The 25,445-nt window shown below is 33.7% G+C and carries 18 protein-coding genes; 15 read left to right on the forward strand and 3 right to left on the reverse strand.

Translation table 11 applies throughout. From position 1 onward, the window contains the following. Positions 1-54 precede the first annotated feature (54 nt). From pth to mfd, 3 genes are all read right to left on the reverse strand, one after another. Positions 55-618 (reverse strand): aminoacyl-tRNA hydrolase, encoded by a 564-nt coding sequence (pth, locus tag OH806_RS03995; RefSeq protein ID WP_264742380.1) that lies wholly within the window; start codon positions 616-618, stop codon positions 55-57. Between the two features lie 89 nt (positions 619-707). Beyond that, positions 708-1,631, reverse strand: coding sequence for a hypothetical protein (locus OH806_RS04000; protein WP_264742381.1), 924 nt, complete (start codon positions 1,629-1,631; stop codon positions 708-710). A gap of 175 nt (positions 1,632-1,806) precedes the next feature. After that, positions 1,807-5,175 (reverse strand): transcription-repair coupling factor, encoded by a 3,369-nt coding sequence (gene mfd / locus OH806_RS04005; RefSeq protein ID WP_264742382.1) that lies wholly within the window; start codon positions 5,173-5,175, stop codon positions 1,807-1,809. A 437-nt stretch (positions 5,176-5,612) separates the two neighbouring features. Here mfd and OH806_RS04010 point away from each other — a divergent pair, with 437 nt between their 5' ends. The 15 genes from OH806_RS04010 to OH806_RS04080 all read left to right on the forward strand — a co-directional run bounded on the left by OH806_RS04010 (position 5,613) and on the right by OH806_RS04080 (position 25,408). Beyond that, on the forward strand, positions 5,613-6,008 hold the full coding sequence (locus tag OH806_RS04010) for a hypothetical protein (protein WP_264742383.1): 396 nt from the start codon (positions 5,613-5,615) through the stop codon (positions 6,006-6,008). 192 nt (positions 6,009-6,200) lie between these two features. Continuing rightward, positions 6,201-6,479 carry a hypothetical protein gene (locus tag OH806_RS04015; protein ID WP_264742384.1) on the forward strand — a complete coding sequence of 93 codons (279 nt, stop codon included), beginning with the start codon at positions 6,201-6,203 and terminating at the stop codon, positions 6,477-6,479. A gap of 130 nt (positions 6,480-6,609) precedes the next feature. Next, positions 6,610-8,109: a GH3 auxin-responsive promoter family protein gene (locus OH806_RS04020; protein ID WP_264742385.1), complete on the forward strand. Its 1,500-nt coding sequence runs from the start codon at positions 6,610-6,612 to the stop codon at positions 8,107-8,109. 69 nt (positions 8,110-8,178) lie between these two features. Further along, positions 8,179-8,541: a hypothetical protein gene (locus OH806_RS04025; protein ID WP_264742386.1), complete on the forward strand. Its 363-nt coding sequence runs from the start codon at positions 8,179-8,181 to the stop codon at positions 8,539-8,541. A 92-nt stretch (positions 8,542-8,633) separates the two neighbouring features. Further along, the gene (locus OH806_RS04030) at positions 8,634-9,869 is read left to right on the forward strand and encodes an MFS transporter (RefSeq protein ID WP_264742387.1); all 1,236 of its coding nucleotides are present in this window, start codon (positions 8,634-8,636) and stop codon (positions 9,867-9,869) included. Positions 9,870-9,958: 89 nt separating this feature from the next. Next, positions 9,959-10,369 (forward strand): hypothetical protein, encoded by a 411-nt coding sequence (locus OH806_RS04035; protein ID WP_264742388.1) that lies wholly within the window; start codon positions 9,959-9,961, stop codon positions 10,367-10,369. A gap of 44 nt (positions 10,370-10,413) precedes the next feature. Beyond that, on the forward strand, positions 10,414-12,507 hold the full coding sequence (locus OH806_RS04040) for a T9SS type B sorting domain-containing protein (RefSeq protein ID WP_264742389.1): 2,094 nt from the start codon (positions 10,414-10,416) through the stop codon (positions 12,505-12,507). Positions 12,508-12,621: 114 nt separating this feature from the next. Then, positions 12,622-14,685: a gliding motility-associated C-terminal domain-containing protein gene (locus OH806_RS04045; RefSeq protein ID WP_264742390.1), complete on the forward strand. Its 2,064-nt coding sequence runs from the start codon at positions 12,622-12,624 to the stop codon at positions 14,683-14,685. 160 nt (positions 14,686-14,845) lie between these two features. Further along, on the forward strand, positions 14,846-16,435 hold the full coding sequence (dnaB, locus tag OH806_RS04050; protein WP_264742391.1) for a replicative DNA helicase: 1,590 nt from the start codon (positions 14,846-14,848) through the stop codon (positions 16,433-16,435). A 77-nt stretch (positions 16,436-16,512) separates the two neighbouring features. After that, positions 16,513-16,989, forward strand: a complete 477-nt coding sequence (rnhA, locus tag OH806_RS04055; protein ID WP_264742392.1) for a ribonuclease HI — start codon at positions 16,513-16,515, stop codon at positions 16,987-16,989. A gap of 162 nt (positions 16,990-17,151) precedes the next feature. Further along, a complete protein-coding gene (locus tag OH806_RS04060; protein ID WP_264742393.1) occupies positions 17,152-19,410 on the forward strand; it encodes a T9SS type B sorting domain-containing protein in 2,259 nt (752 codons plus the stop codon). Positions 19,411-19,514: 104 nt separating this feature from the next. Continuing rightward, a complete protein-coding gene (locus OH806_RS04065; RefSeq protein WP_264742394.1) occupies positions 19,515-20,141 on the forward strand; it encodes an NAD(P)H-dependent oxidoreductase in 627 nt (208 codons plus the stop codon). Positions 20,142-20,173: 32 nt separating this feature from the next. After that, positions 20,174-21,745, forward strand: coding sequence for an L-aspartate oxidase (nadB, locus tag OH806_RS04070; protein ID WP_264742395.1), 1,572 nt, complete (start codon positions 20,174-20,176; stop codon positions 21,743-21,745). A gap of 11 nt (positions 21,746-21,756) precedes the next feature. After that, entirely contained in the window at positions 21,757-22,617 is an 861-nt protein-coding gene (nadC, locus tag OH806_RS04075) for a carboxylating nicotinate-nucleotide diphosphorylase (protein WP_264742396.1), read from the forward strand. Between the two features lie 214 nt (positions 22,618-22,831). Beyond that, positions 22,832-25,408 (forward strand): TonB-dependent receptor, encoded by a 2,577-nt coding sequence (locus OH806_RS04080; protein ID WP_264742397.1) that lies wholly within the window; start codon positions 22,832-22,834, stop codon positions 25,406-25,408. The last annotated feature ends 37 nt before the right edge of the window (positions 25,409-25,445 follow it).

Below are 25,445 nucleotides of genomic sequence, written 5' to 3' on the forward strand. Positions count from 1 at the left end.
AAAAAGGCCATCAAATATTTGATGGTCTTTCTAATTTATATTATTCAAATAAATCTATTTTCCATTAAAAGCAGACATTGTATTATTTATCCCTGCAAATACAAAAGAAAGGCATGTTTTAGAAAATTTTTCAATTCTTTCGGGCAGTTTTTCAGACTCTTCTTCATTCCAAGTTCCTAAAACATAATCTACTTGCCTTCCTTCAGAAAAATCAGCTGATATTCCGAAACGAAGACGTGCATAATTCTGCGTTTGCAATACTTCATTAATATTCTTAAGTCCGTTATGACCCGCGTCTGAACCTTTTCCTTTCAATCTTAAGGCTCCAAAAGGCAGAGCTAAATCATCAGTAATAATCAAAACATTTTCCAATGGAATATTTTCTTTCTGCATCCAATATTTCACAGCATTTCCAGAAAGATTCATATAGGTATCCGGTTTTAAAACCAAAACTCTTCTGCCTTTATATTTTCCATCTGCCATCCAACCGAAATTAGTCGTATTGAAAGATACATCCAATGTTTCAGCTATTTTCTCAGCAACTTTAAAACCTATATTATGTCGTGTGTTTTCGTATTCCGCGCCCTTATTACCAAGACCAACTATTAAATATTTCATTGAGAAATTTTTTGCAAAATTAAGCCATTAAACTAAAAAACTCAACCTTCTGCAAGATTGAGTTTATATTTTTATTAAAAATTATACTTTTATAAAGGTTTGTAAATATAATTTACTCCATATCCAACTTTCATATATGTTTGAGCATCATAACTATAATCTGTACTGAAAATAATAGGTGAAGGAATTGGAAGCATCAAATCTGATATTGATATCCTTTTAGGACTGTTCGGAGACAAAATAAAACTTTGTCTATCGTTGATATCCGTTGATAACAATCTTGAAACTTTATATCCGAAAGGCAATAAAGTGAACGGGCTAATTTTTGTATCATAAATCATATACTCATAAGAAAGCTTAGTCGTAGGAGTTCCAAAAATACCATTAGCCATCGCCCCATAATGTCTTTCTACATGTGATACATTATCTCCCTGATATTCATATTTTGTTTTTGAATAATCCGTATAAGCAAATGGAACTCCAGAGACATCCGGTCCGTTTCTCATAATGATAGAATCTAATTTTGCTGTAGATGCAGAATATTTTAAATTAAAAAGACTTTTTGTTTTTTTGTAAAGAGTCTGTGGTCCCGGAGGAGGTCCAACTGCTCTTTTGAAAAATGAACGGTTTTCAGAGATTGTTTCCAATCTTCCGGTAGGTCCGTAAGTGAATAATTGAGTATAAGTAACACTATCCTTGTCTAATTTTCCGTTTCCATCTAGATCTAAGAATCCATTGAAATCAACTTTGCTTATTTTATCTCCGCTATACGAAATATTAGCAACAGAACCACTATCTAAAAGCACCTTAGTAAGAAGTAATCCGTTGTAATGGTATTCTGCTAAAGTATCAGAGTCTGTTATTTCTCTATATAAAGCTCTTGGTCCTGTAAATCCTGAATTATCATTGATATCCAACAATGAATTCCCATCTTCTTCATCCAACAATTGTTTGCAAGAATGTACGGAAGAAAGACCCGCTAATAGTACAATAAAATATAAAAGTTGTTTCATCTTCACAAGATTGTTTATTATTTCACAAATATAATTTTTTTTTGAATAAAAATATAATTTTTATTCATATTATAATAAAACCAACAATAGAATCTTTTATAAAAGATTCTATTGTTGGTTTTATTTCGCTTTCACACTAAAATAATATTTGCTTGATAATCAAATAAATATATTTTTACTCATTTCCAAGTATAGATTTTAATAAATAATTTACCTCATCTACATTTCCAACTTTATCCTTTCTCATCATAAGGTGATTTCCATCTTTATTTATTTTTTCCTTAAGCTGAGCTTGTTTTGGATTTTGGGTTAAGTAATTAATTATATGCTTAAACTTATCCGTTTGATAAAACTTATCCTGTGGATTACTTGGAAAATACCCTAAAAAGATACCGTTCTTCATCACTATTTTTTCAAAACCAATATCAGCCGCAAGCCATTTCAGTGCTACACTTTTCAGTAAATTAATTGCTTCTTTAGGCAAAGCTCCAAAACGGTCTATTAACTCGGATTCAAATTTTTGCAAATCTTTCTCATTGTCAATCTCTGCAATCTTTTGATAAAGCAATAATCTTTCTTCTGTATTTGAAATATAAGAATCTGGAAGCATCAATTCTAAATCTGTATCAATATTAACATCTTTCACAGACTTGAAAAGTTTTTGTCTGTCTTCTTCATTTTCAAACAAACTTTCAAAATCCTGGTCACCTTTTAATTCTTCTAATGCTTCCTGCATCAATTTTTGGTAAGTTTCAAAACCCATTTCATTAATAAATCCGCTTTGCTCTGCTCCTAATAAATCTCCGGCACCGCGAATTTCTAAATCTTTCATTGCAATTTGAAAACCACTTCCCAAATCTGAAAACTGTTCAATTGCTTCAAGTCGTTTTCTTGCATCAGTGGTCATCATATCATAAGGAGGAGTTATCAAATAACAAAATGCTTTTCTATTACTTCTACCTACTCTACCTCTCATCTGGTGAAGATCCGCCATTCCAAAACGATTCGCATCATTAATGAAAATTGTATTGGCATTGGGTACATCTACTCCACTTTCTACGATAGTTGTGGAAACCAAAACATCATATTTGCCCTCCATGAAATCCAGCACATTTTTTTCCAGTTGCTTTCCTTCCATTTGTCCGTGTCCGGTAATTACTCTTGCATCTGGAACCAGTCTTTGAATCAAACCAGCAATATCTTTGAGGTTTTCAATTCTGTTATTAATAAAATAAACCTGTCCATCTCGTTGAAGCTCGTAAGAAACCGCATCCCGAATAATTTCTTCATTGAACCCAACCAATTGCGTTTCCACAGGCTGCCTGTTTGGTGGAGGTGTTTTAATAACAGACAAATCTCTTGCTGCCATCAAAGAAAACTGCAATGTTCTAGGAATTGGAGTAGCCGTTAACGTAAGAGTGTCTACATTACTTTTTAAAGTTTTAAGTTTATCCTTTACAGAAACTCCAAACTTATGTTCCTCATCAATGATTAACAATCCCAAATCTTTAAACTTTACTGAACTTCCAGCCAACTGATGCGTTCCTATTATAATATCTACTTTTCCGTTCTTAAGTTCTTCTAATGTCTCTGATTTTTGTTTTGCTGTTCTAAATCGGTTGACATAAGAAACATTTACCGGAAAATCCTTTAATCTTTCTTTAAAACTTCGATAATGTTGAAAAGCCAAAATTGTTGTCGGAACCAAAACAGCAACCTGTTTTCCATCTGTTGCCGCCTTAAATGCAGCACGAATAGCCACTTCAGTCTTGCCAAAACCTACGTCACCACATACCAACCTATCCATTACAGTATCAGCTTCCATATCTTTTTTCACATCAATGGTTGCTTTTTCTTGATCTGGGGTATCCTCATAAATAAAACTTGCCTCTAATTCGTTTTGTAAATAAGAATCTGGAGTGAAAGCAAAACCTTTAGCCGTTTTTCGTTGTGCATATAATTTAATAAGATCAAATGCAATTTGTTTTACTTTAGCTTTTGTTTTTTGTTTCAAGGACTTCCAGGCCGGAGAGCCTAATTTACTTAAAACAATTTCTCTCCCTTCAGGCCCATTATATTTAGATATTTTATGAAGAGAGTGAATACTTACATATAATAAGTCTCCATTCTTATAAGTCAGTTTAAAGCATTCCTGAATTTTACCATCATTATTCACTTTTACCAACCCCATGAATTTTCCAATTCCGTGATCTATATGAGCAATATAATCTCCTATTTTTAAAGACATTAAATCTTTTAAAGTAAGCTGTTCAGACTTTGCAAAAGTATTTTTAGCCTGAAATCTCTGATAACGGTCAAATATCTGATGATCTGTATACACCAATACTTTGTGATGATTATCTATAAAACCTTCATGAAGCTCAGATTTGAAACTTTTAAAAGGAACCTCATGTTCCAATTCTTCAAAAATAGATTCTAATCTTTCTTTTTGTTTTTCTGTAGAGAAGGAAATCCAGGTATCAAAACCATTTTTTTGTTTTTCTTCCAAATCTTCAATCAGCAACTCAAAATTTTTATGAAAAGATGGTTGAGATGTTTGCTCAAGCTTAAGCTCAGCAAGCTCTTTAATTCCCTCAATAGGAGCACTTCCAAAATCTATTGTCTTAAATTTTTTATAATCAAATAAAAACTCCTGATCTGATATAAATAACTCTTGTGGTGTTCTGTGTGCAATATCTTTACTTAAAGTTTCATATTTCCCTAATGATTTTTCGTAGAATGTTTTGATTTTCTGCATTCCTACGATTCCGTTCTTAGTTATTACAAAACTTCCTTTATCAAGCAACTGCAACAATGAAACCCTCGTTCCCGTTACAGAAAAATTCATATTAGAAACCAACTGAAAATCATTCACCTTATCTACAGAAAGCTGTGTTTCTATATCAAAAGTTTTTATATTTTCAACTTCATTCCCAAAAAAAGTAATACGATAAGGTTTCTCGTTAGAAAAAGAAAAAACATCTACAATACCTCCTCTTACAGAAAATTCGCCAGGTTCAGAAACAAAATCTACTTGCTGGAAATTATAATGATTCAATAACTCATCAACAAAATCAAAATCAAGCTGGTCTCCAACTTTTATATGATGAGAAATTGCTTTAAAATCTTCTTTCTTTAGCACCTTTTCAGATAGTGCTCCTGCATAACCTACAATTACTTTGGGTGATTTTTCAGATGTAATTTTATTTATCACCTCAGTTCTCAACACCAAATTGGCATTTTGCGTTTTTTCAACCTGATAAGGCTCAAGATGAGTTGCCGGAAAGTAAAGAACCTTATCTTTTCCCAACAAATCTTCCATTTCTGTATTGACATACAATGCATCTTCTTTATCATCTACTAAATACAGAACCGTTTTCTTTTGGGTAAGAAACAATTCGGCCACGAAAATAGAAACTGAAGATCCTGCACTCCCCTTTACAAAAATGTGGTCATTATTTTCTAGCTGAGTAAAAATTTCTTTTCCAAATTCAAGTTGTAAAAGCTCCGGAAGAAATTTTTCTTTAATGGTTTTCAATTGCATAAATAGTGTTGGTATAAATGGCAAAAGCGATTTCAGAAAGTTTCCGAAACCGTTTTTTGACAATGCAAAGATAAAAAACTTAAATTATTTTAAATTATATCCCCTGAGTATGAAAAATATTTTGTACTTTCGTCAAACCAAATCACAAGATATTGAGATAAACACCATCTCAAATCTATAATTTACCAAATAAACTTTGTGAAATTATACAGTAGTTTAATTTAAAATTCAATCAAGACTCTGGAAAATTCCAGAGTTTTTTTTTGATTTAAACAATCTCGCCCCAAACAACCACAACAGCAACAAAAGCACACAAAATCATGACAAATCATAATTTTTTACAATTTATTCTAATTATTAGTTAAAAAATATCCTTTATAATTTAATGGCATATAGTTTGAAAATTAAAATTCAACTCTAAATGAAATTTAAATATTATGAAAAAAGCTATTAAAATTTTAGGACTATTTGCGTTAGTTCTTTTCACGGTGACATCATTTTTATCATGTAGTAATGATGACGATCCTACGGACAACGATTTTTTTGCAGGAACATATAAAGGAAGTATTTCCTATAATGATGGAGGCTCAACTAATATAAGCACAGATGCAGGAAGTGTTTTTGTAACTAAAATTGCAAGCGGAACAAAATATAACTTTGCGTTCTCAAACAGCATTCCTGACCTCAACGGAATTCAGTTTGAAAAACAAGGAGACCATACTTTGGTCATGGTTGGCTCTACCGGAACATCTTATATAAAAATTGATAATAATGTTTTAAAAATTTTATATATGAAAGATGGCAAAACATGGACCGCCAACTGCACACGTTAAATCAACTATTCATATACTATGTAAAAGTCTGCTTTTTTCTTCGGAGAAAAGCAGACTTTGTTTTAAGATAAGCTTATAATCAGTTTAATCTTTTTTTAATCTGTAATAAACTTTAGTTAAGTTTCTAAGAATTGAATTTCCAGCTCGCTTTTTGTATAACTTTGAGCAAGAAAACAAAACAAATTAATTGTTATGAAAAAATTTTTGACAGCAATGTCTTTAGCTCTAGGACTAGGACTTGCAACAGCTCAGCAAACAGCTCCAGCAACCTCTACAAATACTCATCCGGTTGCAAAAACTACTAAAACAGTAAAAACAACCACCGTAGAAACTAAAGTTGCAAAACCAGCAACCGTAACTTCCACGGAAGTAAAAATGAAAAAAGACGGGACTCCCGATAAAAGATATAAGCAAAATAAAAAACTAAAAAAAGACGGAACGCCAGATAAAAGGTATAAAGAAAACAAATAAACTCAACATATAGTTGTTATTTTCATAATCAAATTTCAAAGAACCGATGACTACTCATTCATCGGTTTTTTTATTATTTATTCCTTAAAAAAGATATTATATATTCTTTAGTTATTTATAAATTTGACCCATGTTAAACTTTCTAAAGAAAAACGTGGCATTAGCTTGGGCAAAAAAACATGTTCAGAAAACTGAAACATTCAAAAAAAATGCACCTCAAGCTCAACAAGATTTACTCTTATCACTTACAAATACAGCTAAAAAAACTCTTTTTGGAAGAGAACATGATTTTGAAAACATACATTCTATTAAAGATTTCCAGGAAAGAGTGAAAGTTTCTGATTACGAAGACCTTAAACCTTATATAGAAAGGGTAAAAAAAGGACAAGCCAATATTCTCTGGCCGGAAACTCCGGAATATTTTGCCAAAACATCAGGAACAACTTCCGGTTCTAAGTATATTCCGATTTCAAAAGAAGGAATGCCTTTCCAGGTTGCAGGTGCTCAAAGTGCTTTATTTCATTATATTGCCAAAAAAGGTAACGCAGATTTCGTAAACGGAAAAATGATTTTCTTACAGGGAAGTCCCGAATTAGAAGAAGTTTATGGAATAAAAACCGGTCGCCTTTCAGGAATTGTAGCACATCATATTCCTAATTATCTTCAAAAAAACCGTTTACCAAGCTGGGAAACCAATATTATAGAAGATTGGGAAACCAAAGTGGACAAAATCGTAGAAGAAACTGAGAAAGAAAACATGACTCTAATTTCAGGGATTCCGCCTTGGTTAATTATGTATTTTGAAAAATTAATTGAAAGAAACGGTAAAAAAATAAAGCAACTCTTTCCCAACCTTCAACTTATTGTTACAGGAGGTGTAAATTACGAACCTTATCGTGAAAAAATGGAAGATTTATTGGGAGGAAAAGTGGACATCATTCAAACATTTCCTGCTTCCGAAGGTTTCTTTGCATTTCAGGACGATTATACAAAGGAAGGCTTATTACTTTTAACCAATCATGGGATTTTCTACGAATTTATTCCGCTTGAAGAATATGGAAAACCAGATGCTAAAAGATTAACTTTAAAAGAAGTCGAACTCAATAAAGATTATGCTCTGATTTTAACAACCAATTCTGGCTTATGGGCATATTCAATTGGTGATGTTGTAAGATTTATAGATAAATATCCGCACAGAATTTTGGTAAGCGGAAGAACAAAACACTTTACCTCAGCTTTTGGAGAACACGTAATTGCCTTTGAAGTGGAAGAAGCAATGAAAGCAACTTTAGAAAAATTTCCTGCCCAAATTACCGAATTCCATCTTGCTCCACAAGTAAACCCAAACGAAGGATTGCCTTATCATGAATGGTTTATAGAGTTTGAAAAAGAGCCTGAAAATTTAGATTTATTTAAAAAAGAACTCGATAATCAACTGAGAAATCGAAATACTTACTATGATGATTTGATATCCGGAAACATTTTGCAACAGCTTCATATATCAAAACTGAAGAAAAATGCGTTTCATGAATATGCAAAGTCTCAAGGAAAGTTGGGAGGACAGAATAAAATACCAAGGCTTGCCAATGACAGAAAAATTGCAGATTTATTGGAAATATATAAAATTTAGGCATATTTTCTCTGAACCAAAAAGATATATTGGAAAAAAATTATAAATTTGAAAAACTAAAAAATAATAATGAAAGCATCTGTACTTTTAAAATCATCTTTATTGACATCTTTATTTGTAATTTCATCTTGTGCTACTACAAAATACAGTGAAGATGTTGCAAAAAACGATTATTCTAATCTTCAAGCAGGTAGAATGTACACTGTAATGATGAAGGATGGTTCGAAAAATCAAAAAATGTTATTCCGTAATGTAGATGGTAACAACATTATAGGAACAGCTGGAAAAAAAGACAGTACAGAAGTAATCATTCCTAAATCTAATATTGCCGCGGTAAGAGATAATAAAAAAGCTGCAATTACAACAGGTGCTGCAGTAATTGGTGCCGCAGGTGTAGCTGCTATCGTTTTAAGCTCATCAAGAGCAGACTAAAATAGATTTTATCTTTTAGATTCAATTTGATTTATCATTCAAAAACTACGATATAGATAGCTCTAAATTAATATTTAGGGCTATTTTTGTGCATGATTTCGTTCGCACCGTTAAAAACATTGCAAAATGTTGAATTCAGAAATCTTCTTACAGGAAGATTTTTTATTGTTTTAGCTTTCAGAATGCTTGCCACATTATTAGGATGGTGGGTTTATCAATTAACAAAAGACCCTTTTTCAATTGGTTTAATTGGTCTGTCAGAAGTAATTCCAGCGGTAAGTTGTGCTTTGTACGCAGGTCATGTAATTGATATGAACGAGAAAAAGAAACTCCTTCTCATTTGTAACTATGCTTATATTTTTCTGATCGGATTATTACTAATTCCAGCTTTTTTCAATGTAGAAATGCATTTTAACGGTCATCAAATAACCTATTTTATATATGTAGTAATTTTCCTTACAGGTATTGCAAGAGCTTTTATTGGCCCTATTGTTCCTTCAATGATTCCGAAAATAGTTAAAAAAGAAAACTTACCCAATGCCGTAACTTTAAATCAGGCAACTTTCTTAACCTCATCGGTTTGCGGACATGCTATTGGTGGATTTTTAATTGGTTTTTTTGGTGTAAAATGGACGTTAGTTGTCATTATTTCATTGATATTTTTAGCTTCTTTATTTTTCTTTCAATTAAATAAACAACACTCTGAATACAAAAAAGAACAGGTAAAAGTTTTTGAAAGTATGCGTGAAGGAATATCATACATTTTTAAAACTAAAGAAATTTTAGGAGCACTCTGCCTTGATATGTTCGCTGTACTGTTTGGAGGAGCAGTTGCGATGATACCTGTCTATGCTACAGACATCTTGAAGGTTGGAGCCGAAGGCTTCGGCTTATTAAATGCAGCTTCAGACATTGGTTCAATGTGTATAATTATTCTTTTATCTATCATTCCTTTACGAAAAAATCAAGGAAAAATCTTACTCGCCGTCGTCACCGGATTTGGGCTTTGCATTATAGGATTCGGGTTATCGCATCTTTACTGGCTTTCTTTTATGTTTCTTGTATTAAGTGGAATGCTTGACGGAATTTCTGTAGTAATCAGAGGCACAATTGTACAACTTAAAACTCCGGATCACATCAGAGGAAGGGTTTTAAGTGTAAATTCCATTTTCATCATGTCCAGCAACGAAATGGGACAATTTGAAAGCGGATTGATGGCAAAACTTTTAGGAGTTGTTCGTTCTGTTGTTTTCGGCGGAACAATGACAGTCTTAGTTGCCCTTCTTGTCGGAAGCACAAATCCCAAATTGAGAAAAATGCAATATTAACGAAAATCAATCTATTTCATTAAATAAATAACAAAAACTTCGATTCACTTTTAATAATTTTCTATATTTGTATATTAAAACTTCCCTTTATGAAAAAATTTTTACTAACTGTATGCTTTGCATTAGGTGCTCTTACATACGCTCAATCGGCTTATGAGACAACACTAAATGAAAAAGCAAAAAAAATATCTACAGCCAAAACTATGGCTGATTATGACAAACTTTTCAAAGAATTTTCGGAACTTAAGAAAGCACAAGATCCATACAAATGGAAAGCATACTATTATTCCGGTCTTGTTCTATATAATAAAGCAGAACTTATCCTAAAAAGCACAAAAAGAACAGACGTAGAAAATGTAAATGCTCTTGCTGAAAAATATGTTTTAGGAAGTCTAGCAGCGCAACCTAACGACAAAGAGAACAATGATTTACTAAACTTAATTAAAGAACAAAGAACAAAGTTTGGAACTGATAAAACTATGCAAACCAGCAAAAAATAGTTTTCAGGCATTAATCATTTCTGTTTAATTTTAAAATTCAGCTTATGAAAAAAACACTACTTTTTATAGCTTTCTTAATAACAAATCTTTTTTGGGCACAAAATAACGACTGCGTCTCAGCAATTCCCATCTGTAGCAATGCCAATATTACTTTAACTCCTAGCGGTATAGGAAACGATGACGAAGGAAATGTAGGATGCCTTAATGGAGAGAACAATTCTATATGGTTTACCTTCAGTACCCTTACAGCAGGTACCTTAACTTTTGTAATTAATCCTGTTAATAACGTAGATTACGACTGGGCTCTTTACGGACCCGATCTAAACTGTACCCAAATTCAAACAGCAACACCATTAAGATGTTCATATGACGCACCAGGACCTGGCCAATATGCAACCGGACTTAACATGACCTCTCTGGATACGTCTGAAGGTGCAGCAACAGATAATTTAGGAAATTCTTCTGATGGTATGGTAAAATACATCGATGTAGTTCCCGGACAAGTTTATTACTTACTTGTTGATAATTTCTCTCCTACAATATCTCAGTTTTCTTTGACGTTTGGAGGTTCAGCAGGTCTACTTACACCATTTGATGATCCTGTATTACAACCGTATCCTTTTATAGTACCCGGAGCAAACCATGATGGAAAAATTGACATTTGCGGAAACCCTGTAATGTATAATTTTTCAACACTTACTGCTCAAATACTGAATAACAACCCTAACTTCATTGTAAAATATTACAACTCAGCTACCGATGCCTTAGATGACGTAAATGCAATTACAACTCCGGTTTCGGTTAGTACTGCCAATACTTATCATTATGTTATCAGTTATTCTGACCCAACAAGTCCAGCCAGTTTTTTGAATAAATGTAAGCAATTCGGAACCATAAACTTTGTGGACAGGTCTTTTGCACTAAATACAGCCACAATTACAGAGTGTAGTAATAATAACTCAGGAACAGCATTATATGATTTAACCTCTGTAAATATAGGTTTGACTCCAAACCTTAATGTAAAATACTATCCTTCAATGCCTGACTTGAATGCCGGAACAAACGAAATTACAATTCCATACGCATACACTTCAGCCGAAGGCTCCGTTTTTGTAAAAGCAACTAATGAATTTGACTGTGTAACGATAGCAGAAATTAAATTAAAATTCCATCCAATTGTTACCATAAACAATGATGCTATTTTAAGATCTTGTTTCATTGAAACTAATCCTTCTACAGCGTTATTTAACCTTACCGTAGCAACTGTAACAGGACAAACCGGCATTACGAAAGAATATTATCCATCAATGACAGATGCCGTGAACGGAACCAACCCAATTCCGAATCCAACTGCATATATCGCTCCTAGTGGAGTTGCTTATGTAAAAGTAATAAACGCTCAAGGATGTTATGCTGTTGCAAAAGTTACGCTTGTTGTTATTCCTCCTGTATATTCAACAACATTGAAAGACAAGGTAATCTGTATAGAAGATAAAACTACTTTAGATGCAGGTATAGGATTCAATGGATACTTATGGAGCACAGGAGCAACAACGCAGACGATTTCCGATGTAGGAGTTGGCACTTACTGGGTGAAATTAAAAACCGGCGATTGCGTTACAACACAAACTGTAAAAGTTTACCCTGCTGAACAACCTGTAATTTCAAACATTGATATTGCAACTACTACTGTAACAGTGAACGTAATCGGAGGCACTCCACCTTATAAATACTCAATGGACAATGTAAATTGGCAAGACTCCAACGTATTTGAAAATATTACGAGAGGAGATCACCCTGTATATGTAAAAGATGCTTACGATTGTGAACCAATTGAAGTTACAATTGTTGTTCCTAACTTGATAAACGTAATCACTCCAAACGGAGATGGTGTAAATGACATAATTGACTATTCTGCCCTAGCCGGCAAACAAGGTCTTGTACTAAGTATTTTTGACAGATACGGTACAAAAATCCATCAAGCTGACAAAATGAACGGATATAAGTGGGACGGTACCGTTGGAGGCAAGAAAGTACCAACTGGGACTTATTGGTATTCTGTAACTTGGAATGAAAATAACAAGAAGAACACCGCAATGAAGTTCTCAGGATGGGTTATGGTAAAAAACAGAGATTAATTTATATTATACACAAAAACCGCCTTTGAAGGCGGTTTTTTCCACCCATAACCAGTCAAAACTAACTTTTTGTCATTATTTTCATTACTTTTGTTAAATAAAATTCATTTTAAAATGAGAAAATTACTACTGATTTTTATTTTATCTTTCTCTCAACTATATTTTTCGCAGTCAGATTGTATTTCTGCAATTCCTGTATGCGGAAATTCAAACATCTCATATACACCTTTAAATAGTGGAACCATTCAGGAAGATCTTATGGGATGCCTCGCATCTGATGAACACTTTTCAGTTTGGTATTCATTCACGATTGCGACTTCAGGAACCTTAACATTTGAAATCACTCCAAATGTTTATGCTGATGATTATGATTTCGGTGTTTACGGACCCAACCAGACTTGCGGAGCTCTATCTCCACCTATAAGATGTAATTACTCTGGATTAGACGGACCTACAGGTCTCAGCTTAGCACTTACCGGAACTCAAACCAACGGAACATACAGTGCCTATATGGACGTTGTAGCCGGAGAAACATATTATTTGGTTGTAGATAACTGGACTCACACGATAAACGGATTCTCTTTAACCTGGGGAGGAACAGCGACTTTAACGTCAGCATTTTCAGATCCTACTATCACACCTAATCCTTTTATTACACCTGGAACTCCCGGCCCAACACCTACGTCTCCTAACGAGATTATGAAGTGTGCACTACCAACAATGTTTGATTTTAATACATTAACAGCCGATATTCTGAATGGTAATCAAAATTTTGAACTTAGCTATCATACAACTACTAACGATGCTATTACCGGAGCCAATCCTATCACAGCTCCAATTTTAGTAAACTCAACTACAACCTATTATTACAGAGTAGAATACACAGATCCTGCAAACCCTCAAAACCCAATCAATGGATGTTTCCAAACAGGAGCTTTCAAATTTAGGGAAGGAAATATTGTTGCTCAGGATGCCACAATCTATGCTTGTAACAATAATAATGTAGGAACAGGAACGTTTGATTTAACTTCAGCAGCTGTTTATCCTGGAGCTAATCTTATTAAGAAGTATTACCCGACACTTAATGACTTAAATGCTGGAACAAATGAGATTACAAATCCATCGGCTTACGTTTCGGCGGAGAAAAAAGTATATGTTAAAACCACAACAACTGACGGATGTTCTGATGATGCTGAAATTACACTGCAATTCTTCCCTCTTGTAATCGTTAAAGATGCAAGTCTAGAATCTTGTTATATTGAGTCAAATATTACGACAGCTTCATTTGATTTAACATCTGCCGATGTTACATCTATTACTGGAGCTACTAAAAAGTTCTATACCACTCTTGCAAACGCAACAAACGGAACAAATGAAATCCTAAACCCGAACAATTACATTACTACAACTGGAACAGTGTATGTGAAAGTAATTAGTTCTGAAGGTTGTTTTGCTATCTCTAAAATTGATTTAAAAGTTTTACCTCCTGTAAAATCTACAATTTTAAAAGACAAAACAATTTGTATTGAAGATACAACAACTTTAGACGCAGGTCCTGGTTTTGATGGCTATGAATGGAGTACTGGTGCTACAACACAATCAATTGGTCATGTTTCTGTTGGTACATACTGGGTAAAATTGAAAACAGGAAAATGTTATACATTACAAACAGTAACAGTTTATGCATCTGAGCAACCTGTAATTTCTAGTTTAGACATTTCAAACAATACAATTACGGTAAATGCAAACGGAGGAAAACCACCTTACAAATACTCTTTAGATGGTATTAACTGGCAAGATTCTAACGTATTCACAGGTCTTCCAAGAGGTGAAAACAAAATATTTGTAAAAGACTCTTACAACTGTCAACCTATCAATGTACAAATAACAGTACCTAATCTTGTAAATGCTATTACTCCAAACGGAGATAATGTAAATGACGTATTAGATTATTCAGCATTAGCTTACAAGAAAGATCTAGTATTCACGATATATGACAGATACGGAAACAAACTTTATGAGGCAAACAAGATGAGAAATTACTCTTGGGACGGCACAGCTTCTGGAAAGAAAATCATTACTGGTACATATTGGTATACAATCACTTGGACAGAAAATGACAAAAACAATACCCAAACAAAATACAGCGGTTGGATATTGGTAAAAAATAAAGACTAAAAACTTCAGTATATATTTAGTTAAATCGCTCCATTTTTTGGGGCGATTTTTTTATTCACAAAGAAAAAGCCTTTCAATACTAATGTTTTAGAGTTATCAACATTAAAATCTTGATTACTATTTTTTAATTACTTTTCAAAAAAACTATCTTTGTAGGATTATGGCACAAAAGGAAACATTATCATCTCTTACACATGGAAATTTTGCGAAAGAGCTGTCAATTGCTGATGGAAAAATGCCACCCAATGCAGTAGATTTCGAAAGGTTGGTTATTGGTACTTTTTTGATTGATAAAAAAGGTCTGGATCACTCTATCGACTTACTTACTCCTGAAGTATTTTACGATCCTAGACATCAGGTAATTTTCTCTACCATTTTAAAATTATACGAAGGCAACCAACCTGTCGACTTAATGACTATCATTCAGGATTTAAAAAAGAATGATAAATTAAATAAAGCAGGTGGAGATCATTACATTATTGATCTCACTATGGGAGTAAGCTCTTCTGCCCATATTGAATATCACGTTCGTGTTATTCTGGAGAAATACATTCTCAGAAGCCTCATCAATGTTTCTGCAAATGTAATTGATGCTTCATATAAAGAATCAACAGACGTTTTTGAACTTTTAGATAAAGCAGAACAATCTTTCTTTGAAATCACAAACGGAACAATAAAAAAAGGCTTTGACACCGCAAATTCATTAGTAAAACAAGCTATTGATACCATCAAATCTTTAAAAGATAAACAAGGACTTTCCGGCGTACCTTCAGGATTTAGAGACGTTGATAAAGAAACAGGAGGTTGGCAAAATTCAGACCTTATCATTATTGCAGCACGTCCCGCAATGGGTAAAACGGCTTTTCTTCTTTCCATGGCAAGAAATATTGCAGTTGGACACAAGATTCCAATGGCTTTATTCTCATTAGAGATGGCTTCTGTACAATTAATTACAAGGATGATTGCCTCTGAAACAAGAATTTCATCCGAGAAATTAAGAAAAGGAACCCTGGATGACGAAGAATGGCAAAGACTATTTTCAAATGTATCTGAACTGGAAAATGCACCTTTATATATTGATGAAACTCCCTCTCTTTCAATTTTCGACTTCCGTGCAAAATGCCGAAGATTGGTAATGCAACACGGAGTAAGACTTATCATGGTCGATTATCTTCAGTTAATGACTGCAGGAGGCGGAGGAAAAGGGGCTGGAAACCGTGAACAGGAAATTTCAATGATTTCCCGTTCATTAAAAGCTATTGCGAAAGAATTGAATGTACCTGTAATTGCACTTTCGCAGCTTTCCCGTAGTGTGGAAACTCGTCCCGGAAAAAGACCTCAACTTTCAGATCTTAGGGAATCCGGAGCTATTGAGCAGGATGCAGATATTGTTTCATTTATTTTCAGACCAGAATATTATAAAATTGCTGTTTGGGATAATGATGAAGAAGGACAGGAAACCTCAACAGAAAACCAGGCAGAACTTATCATTGCAAAACATAGAAATGGTGCTACAGCAGATGTGCGTTTATCATTCTTGAAGCATTTTGCAAAATTTGGAGACATTGATGCTGCCTTTGATGGTGGAAGCGGAGGCTACCCTTCTAATTTTAATTCAAATGAGCCTAGTGGTTTTGACAAAATTAAAACAACCATTCAACCGGGTGCTGCTTTTGATCTTCCAAACAACTCACAAGTTTCAGGATCTTCCATGAATGATTTTGATGATGACGATGACTTCCCATTCTAAAAAAATAACTAAAAAATTCTCATTTTTTCAAATAAATTTTAAAGCTGAAAAATGAAAATTTGATATCGAATTAAAATTTGAAAATCGAAATATACACAGACGGAGCTTGTAGCGGAAATCCCGGCAAAGGAGGATACGGGATTCTCATGCGCGTTCCTGAAAAAAACTATCAAAAAACCTTTTCTAAAGGCTTCAGAAAAACAACCAATAACAGAATGGAACTCTTGGCCGTTATTACTGCCCTTGAAAAGTTAAAATCTACAGAAAACGACATTCATGTTTATACAGATAGCAAATATGTAGCAGACGCAATTAATCAAAACTGGCTTTCCGGATGGATAAAAAGAGGCTGGAAAAATGTGAAAAATCCGGATTTATGGCAAAGGTTTACAGTTCTTTACAATATGCACAATCCAAAAATGCACTGGATAAAAGGCCATGCAGGTCATTTCGAAAATGAGCTCTGTGACAAGCTCGCAGTATCTGCCGCTGCATCTAATATTCTAGAAATCGATACTTTTTTTGAAAATCTTGAAAACAACTCTCTTTTTTAGAATCAATTTACCTCAAAAATAATAGATAAATAAATTCATATTTTCAACCTTACAACACAATCAGTTATCAGAAATTCATATTTTTAATAAATTTAATATAAAAAAAATATTCTTTTATCAAAATTTAATATATTTACATCTCTAACGAATGTGATATATTATATGAACAAAAATCTACTCTTCTGCCTTTTTTTCATTTCAATTTGCTTTCCCGGAAGGCTTTCATCTCAGTCTTATCAACTTACAGGCAACCCCGTAAATACTACAGGATGGACAGTTGTTCCTTCAGCAGCAGTAAATGGAGATTTCGTAATGCTTACTGATGACCTTACCAACAAATCGGGCTCAATCAAATTAAACGATCCTATCAACTTAAAATATTGTGACAAATGGAGGATTGAATTCGATTTCAGACTTGACGGAAACGGAACATCAGCAGGGAGAGGTGACGGTTTTGCTTTTTGGTACCTACAGAATCCACCATTAGTAAGCCAACAAGGTTCTGGGTTAGGAATCCCTCAAAATGCGATAGGTCTTATGATAGGTTTTGATTTGTACAACAATACCACAGCTGGTCAGATGAATAAAGTACATCTCGCATATGGACTTGTTCCAAACACAACAGATACCAATAATATTGAATATTTTAATGTTGTAGGAAGCTCATTCCATTCAGCAGACCTTACGTCTACTCAACCTTTCGTAGGATCAACTTATAAACACGTAGAAGTAACAGGACAAGTAGATCCTGCAACTCCCGCGAACTGGATTATCACTTTAAAAATTGAAGGAAATACAATTATTTCACAGTCCTTTGCTCCTCAAGGTGCAGCCGCTACAATGACAACAGGATATTTTGGATTTTCAGGATCAACAGGATCAGCATCAGTAAGAAGCTCTATTAAAAACGTGAAAATTTACACTGATAAAGTCTCGATCCTACAAAACTCCATTCCTGTATCAATGTGTCCCAATCCGGCAACAAATAGTGGCACAGTAGACTTAACATCATACAACAGCCAATTTGTAAGTAATCCTGCAAACTATACATTTTCATACTTTACACCAACAGGAACTCCGATAGCCAATCCTACAAATTACCAATTCAACACAAATACAACCGTAAATGTTGTTATAAAAGATAATTCCGGATTACTTTGCGATAATCCTGACGGAAAAATTGTTTTAACGCTATCTCCACTCAATGCAGATGATGCTACAATTAAAGCATGTAATAATAACAATGTAGGAACTGCTACTTTCAACTTAAATTCAGCAGCAGTTACAAATGTAGTTGGAGCAGTAAAAAAATATTACAAAACCATAGCAGACTTAACAGCAGGAACCAATGAAATTTCAAATCCAAACGCCTACGTTTCTGCACCGGGAAAAGTTTATGTAAAAGTTACAACGCCTCAAGGCTGTACTGATAATGCGGAAATAACTTTAAGTTTCTATGATCCTATTGTTGTAAAAGAAGATACATTAAAGTCTTGCTTTATTGAAAACAACATCACTTCAGCTTCATTTGATTTAACAGCAGCAAACGTAACTTCACACCCAGGAGCAACAAGAAAATATTACACTACAATAAATAATGCTATCAACGGAACGAATGAAATTATGAACCCAAATTCATATATTTCTACCAACGGAGCCGTTTATGTAAAAGTTATTGACGAAAATAGCTGCTATATGATAGCTAAAATAAACCTGGTTGTTTTACCTCCAGTAAAATCGTCAATTTTAAAAGACAAAATAATTTGTATTGATGCAAGAACAAATTTAGACGCAGGTCCAGGGTTTGATTCTTACGAATGGAGCACTGGAGACACAACTTCGTCTATTCAAGGGGTAACCGTAGGTATTTATTGGGTAAAGCTAAAAACAGGAAGCTGTACCACATTACAAACCGTAAAAGTTCTTCCAGCAACAGCGCCTGTAATTTCAAGTATAGATATTACAAATAACACAATTACAATAAATACAACTGGAGGAACTCCACCTTACAAATATTCTCTAGATGGGACAAACTGGCAAGAGTCTAATACATTCACAAGTCTTCCAAGAGGTGAGGTAAAAGTATATGTAAAAGATTTTTACAATTGTGAGCCAATTCATATTCAAGTTACAGTTCCCAATCTTATCAATGCTATTACTCCGAACGGAGATAATATAAATGATTTCATTGATTATTCTGCACTAGCTTACAAGAAGAATCTTATATTCACAATATATGACAGATATGGCAACAAACTATATGAAGCCAACAAAACAAGAAACTTCACTTGGGACGGAACAGCTTCAGGCAAAAAAATACTTACCGGAACTTACTGGTATACTATCTCTTGGAACGAAAATGACAAGAATAATACTCAGACAAAATATTCTGGCTGGATATTAGTAAAAAACAAAGAATAATACTAACATTCATATCATTACCAAAAGAATCACTTCAATTTGACAGTGATTCTTTTTTTATTTTAAATCTATTTTTATTCATATTCAATTCTTAAATTTGTAATATGAACTATTTAGAAGCTTTAAGCAGAAGATATTCTGTAAAAAAATTCAATAAAGAAATTATCCCTCAGGAAACTCTTCTCAATATTCTTGAAGCAGGGAAACTATCTGCAAGCTCTTTAGGACTTCAACCTTATAAAATTTTGGTTGTGGAAAGTGAGGAAATGAAGGAAAAATTAATTCCTGCGTTTTATAATCCCTCCCAAATATCTACATGCTCTCATTTAATTGTTATAATTTCAAAAAAAACAGTTGATGAAAGTTATATCAATGGTTATTTCAGACATATTTCAGAAGTGAGAGATACACCTATTGAAAATCTGGAGCTTTTTAAAAACAGCATTAACCAACATATAAACCAGAAAACCAGTGACGAGATTTTCAACTGGGCAGAAAAACAATCTTATATTGTTTTAGCAAACCTAATGTATGCCGCTGCTATCGAAAATATTGATTCCTGCCCTATGGAAGGCTTTCGTCAGGATTTAATAGAAGAAGTTTTAAATATAGATTCGGAGAGCGAAAAAGTGACCGTTACTCTGGCTTTAGGCTACCGTTCAGAGGAAGACCACTTCCAACACATGAAAAAAGTAAGAAAACCAAACGAAAAATTGTTTAAATTTATTTAATATTTAAACACTATTGTACTTAAAGTAAGCATATGATAAAAGCGGATGTATTAGTGATAGGTTCCGGTATTTCGGGACTTTCTTATGCCATAAAAGTTTCTGAACAGATTCCTGATGCCAAAATAACCATAGTAACAAAGTCTGATGAAGATGAAAGTAACACCAAATATGCACAAGGTGGTTTGGCGGTTGTTACAGATTTTCAAAAAGATAATTTCGAAAAACACATAGAAGATACCATGCGTGCCGGAGACGGAGAAAACAAGCGCGATGTTGTAGAAATGGTAGTTACTGAAGCTCCTAAAAGATTTAAGGAAATTGTAGAATGGGGTGCAAATTTCGATATGAAAAACGGGGAATTTGCTTTAGGAAGAGAGGGAGGTCATACCGAAAATAGAATTGTTCATCACAAAGATATCACAGGATTTGAAATAGAAAGAGCTTTATTAGAAACTGCTAAAAACAGTCCGAATATTGAGATTCTCGACCATCATTATGTAATTGATATCATTACTCAACACCACATTCCTGGAAAGGAACTAAACGAAGGAGATATTCATTGTTATGGAGCATATATTTTAGATGAAAAATCTAAAACCATCAAAAAAATAACCTCAAAAATCACTTTAGTAGCAACAGGAGGAGCAGGACATGTGTATAAAAACACCACCAACCCAACTATCGCCACAGGAGACGGAATAGCTTTTGTAGCAAGAGCAAAAGGAAAGGTTTCCAATATGCAATACTATCAATTCCACCCAACAGCTTTATATAGCAAAATGGACGGGATGTTATTTTTAATTTCCGAAGCTGTTCGTGGTGACGGAGCAAAATTAAGAACAAAAAGAGGGGAAAAATTCATGCAAAAATACGATGAGCGTGAAGAATTGGCTTCCAGAGACATTGTTGCAAGAGCCATTGATGCTGAAATGAAAATAACAGGTGATGAATTTGTAGGACTTGATTGCAAAGAAATGGATCACGATAAATTCCTTGAACATTTCCCTAATATTTATAAAAAATGTAAAGATGAAGGAATTGACCCCTTCACTCAATTGATTCCTGTAGTTCCGGCTTGTCATTACTTGATGGGAGGAATTGAAATTGACAAAGACGGTCAATCATCCATAAAAAATCTTTTTGCTGTTGGTGAATGTACCAATTCAGGACTTCACGGAGCTAATAGATTAGCCTCAAACTCATTGTTGGAAGGTTTGGTTTTCGGGCATAGCGCAGCCATCAAAACTTCAGAATTATTAAAAGAAAATAATTTCAACTTTGATGATTTAAAAGCCGTTCCCGAATGGAACGAGGAAGGAATGAAAATCATGGATGAAATGGTTATTATTTCGTACCTCAGAAAACAACTCCAGGAAATGATGAGTGATTTAGTAGGTATCGTAAGAAGTAATCAGCGTCTAAACATGGCGTTACAAAAGCATCAGGAAATTGCTGCCGCTGTTGATGAAATTTATCACTACTCTATTATTTCACCTCAGTTATCAGAATTAAGAAATTTAACTACCGTTGCTCACCTCATCATCACCCAATCTATGGAGATGAAAGAGAATAAAGGAGCATTTTACAATAAAGATCTAGCTTAAAAGCACAAAACATGAAAAGACCTAGTTACGCAACAGATAAAGTTTTAAAACAATTTATAAAAAATGCCTTGGAAGAAGACATCCAAGACGGAGACCACTCTACCCTTTCTACAATTCCTAAAGACTTAGAACAAAGTGCCAAACTTTTGGTAAAAGAGGACTGCATCTTGGCTGGAGTTGAACTGGCTGAAATTATTTTTAAAACATTTGATAAAAACCTAAAAGTTGAGACTTTTATTAAAGATGGAGCAACCGCAAAAGTTGGAGACATTGCTTTTATTGTAACAGGTAGTGCAAGATCAATACTTTCCACAGAAAGACTTGTTCTGAACTGCATGCAAAGAATGAGCGGAATTGCCACTCTTACACATGATTGGGACTCAAGACTTGTTGGTACTAAAACCAAACTTTTAGATACCAGAAAAACAACTCCAAATTTCAGAGTTTGTGAAAAATGGGCAGTAGCCATCGGTGGAGGAACCAATCACAGGTACGGTCTTTATGATATGATTATGCTAAAAGACAACCATATTGATTATAATGGAAGCATTACAAATGCTGTAAAAATGGCAAAAGATTATGTCAAAAAAAATAAAAAGAAGCTAAGAATTGAAGTTGAAACCAGAAATCTGGAAGAAGTACAGGAAGCTATCAAAGCTAAAGTTGACAGAATCATGCTTGATAATATGGATGTAAAAACAATGAAGCAAGCAGTTGACATGATCAATAATTCATGTGAATCTGAAGCATCGGGAGGAATTACAAGAGATGCACTAAAAGAAATAGCTTCAACAGGTGTAACTTACATTTCAGCAGGAGCGCTTACACACTCAGCAAAAAACATAGATTTAAGCCTAAAAGCGGTGAAATAATTTTGAACATATAATAAATTTAACGTCTAATTGTTAAAAATTCAATAATGTGATTTTTTTCATATGAAATTTCAATTTTTATACACCATACTGAAAATCAATAAATTAACCCTTATTAAGATTGATTAAAAATTAACATATAGTTAATATTAGTTAAATTTTATTTACCGATTTTTGCATAAAATTTAAATCTAACTATTACACTATAAGGATTATGAAATTAATCAACAAATCGATGCTAACTGCGATAATTACATTATCTACAGCTAGTGTTTATTACGCTCAACAAACGCAAGATACTGTTACAACAACAAGATCTAAAGACATTGAAGAGGTAATTTTACAAGGTGTTACAGATATCGCAAAAGATAGAAAAACACCAGTTGCAGCTTCTACAATCAAAGCAGCACAACTTGTAGAAAGATTAGGAAACCAAGAACTTCCTGAAATCTTGAATACAACTCCTTCAGTTTATGCAACTAAATCAGGGGGAGGCTTCGGTGATGGTGGCTTAACAATCCGTGGCTTTGAATCACGAAATATTGCAGTAATGGTAAATGGTATGCCGGTCAACGATATGGAAGGGGGTACTGTTTATTTTTCTAACTGGACTGGTCTTTCCGATGTTACAAGCACACTACAAGTACAAAGAGGTTTAGGTTCTTCTAAACTTGCTATTGCTTCAGTTGGAGGTACTGTAAATTTCCTTACAAGATCCGCTGACATGAAAAAAGGAGGTGTTGTGAGACTTGGTGTTGGTAATAATGATTATTTAAAAACATCTTTTGCTTATAATACAGGTAAAAGTGATAAAGGTTGGTCTTCGTCAATATTAATGAGCAGACAAGCGGGTTCTACATATGTAGAAAATACAGATTATGAATCTTACGCTTACTATTTTGCATTAGGTTGGGAGCCCAATAAAAAACATAACTTCCAATTTACATTAACATCTGCACCGCAATGGCATGACCAAAGAAGCTATGCAAGTGCAATTTCTGACTACATAAAATTCAACCCAGATAATGATGGTACTCCTTACAGAGCTTATAATTCTGATTTTGGTTATTATACAGACTCTGAAGGAAGAAGAGTTGCATTATCGAACAAATCAAACTATTATGCAAAACCAGTAATGATGTTAAACTGGGATTGGAATATGTCTGAAAAATCAAAACTATCAACTGTTCTATATGCTTCTAATGGTAGAGGTGGCGGAACAGGTGACTTAGGTAGAGTTGGAGGGAAATCAATCAACGATACATCATTCAGAGATACTTCAGGACATTATAATTTTGATAAAATATTTGCTGCCAATGCAGCAGTAAATCCATATACCGCAGGAAATGGAGCAACTTTAATAAGAAGAGCTTCTATTAACTCTCACAACTGGTATGGTATCTTAGCCAACTTCCAACATAAAATCAATGACAACTGGAACTTCTCAATAGGTACTGATGATAGATATTATTATGGTTACCATTACCAAGTAATAACAGATTTATATGGTGCAACAGGATATAAAGATGCTAACAATAAAAACTTAGCTCCAAGAGTTGTTAATAGCTTATATAATTATAAAAAGCTTTCTTGGAATCCTTTTGGTGGAAAAACGGCTGCATTAGAAGAGCAAATTGGTTACAGCAACGATGGTGAAGTACTTTGGTATTCAGCTTTTGGACAAATAGAATATTCTAAAAATAATTTATCTGCTTTCTTACAAGGATCCGTTTCCAATCAATCATATCAGAGAATTGACAACTTCGTTCAAGATGGAGTTACAAAACAACAAGGGCAAATTGTAAATACAAAAACAGGATTCAAAGATTTATTTGGATACAATATTAAAGGGGGAGCAAACTACAACATTGATTCAAACCATAATGTATTTGCAAATATTGGTTATTACAGTAAACAACCATTTATGAATTCTGTATATCCGTCAAACCAACAAGTTGTGAACCCAACCCTTACTAATGAGAAAATATTCTCTGCAGAAGTTGGATATGGCTTTAGATCTGCTAAATTTAACGCAAATGTTAACCTATACAGAACTCAGTGGAAAGACAGATGGATGAGAAGAACTATGGATTTTGAAATTCCAGATCCGAGCTCAACAAATGGAGTTTCTATTATTAAAGGATATGCAGAAATTAACGGAATCACACAAGTTCACATGGGTGTTGAAGTTGATGCAGCTTACAAGCCTACATCTTTCTTAGAGTTCCAAGGTATGCTATCTTTTGGTGATTACAAATATAAAGGTAATGCAACAGGAACAACTTTTGATGAAAACAACAATCCTTTAAATACGACAGGTTCAAGCTCTAATAGTGCAACACTATATTTAGATGGAGTAAAAGTAGGAGGTAGTAGCAGTAACTCAATTCCTCAATTTACTGCTTCATTAGGCGCTACAGTAAGACCGGTTAAAGATTTATCAATTTATGGAACTTGGAGATATACTGGCAAATTATATTCTTCAATTGACGTATCAACATTTGCTGTTCAGACTAATCAAGATAGAGGAGTACTACAATTACCAGACTTCAACCTATTTGATTTAGGCGCTTCCTATAAATTGAAATTAAAAGATACTTCAAAATACTTTACTATAGGAGCTAACGTGTACAATTTATTTGATACTACTTATATTGCAGACGGAGCAACTAATATTTTTGAAGGTGATAAAGGTTCTACTGGCGTACTTTATAAAGGTATTGATACAGGAAACAGAGTTTACTTCGGTTTCGGAAGAACTTGGACTGCCACGTTATCATTCAACTTCTAATAATATCACTCTATTAGATTTTATAAATAACTATCCC

Source organism: Chryseobacterium oryctis, assembly GCF_025971925.1.
Classification (GTDB): Bacteria; Bacteroidota; Bacteroidia; order Flavobacteriales; family Weeksellaceae; genus Chryseobacterium; species Chryseobacterium oryctis.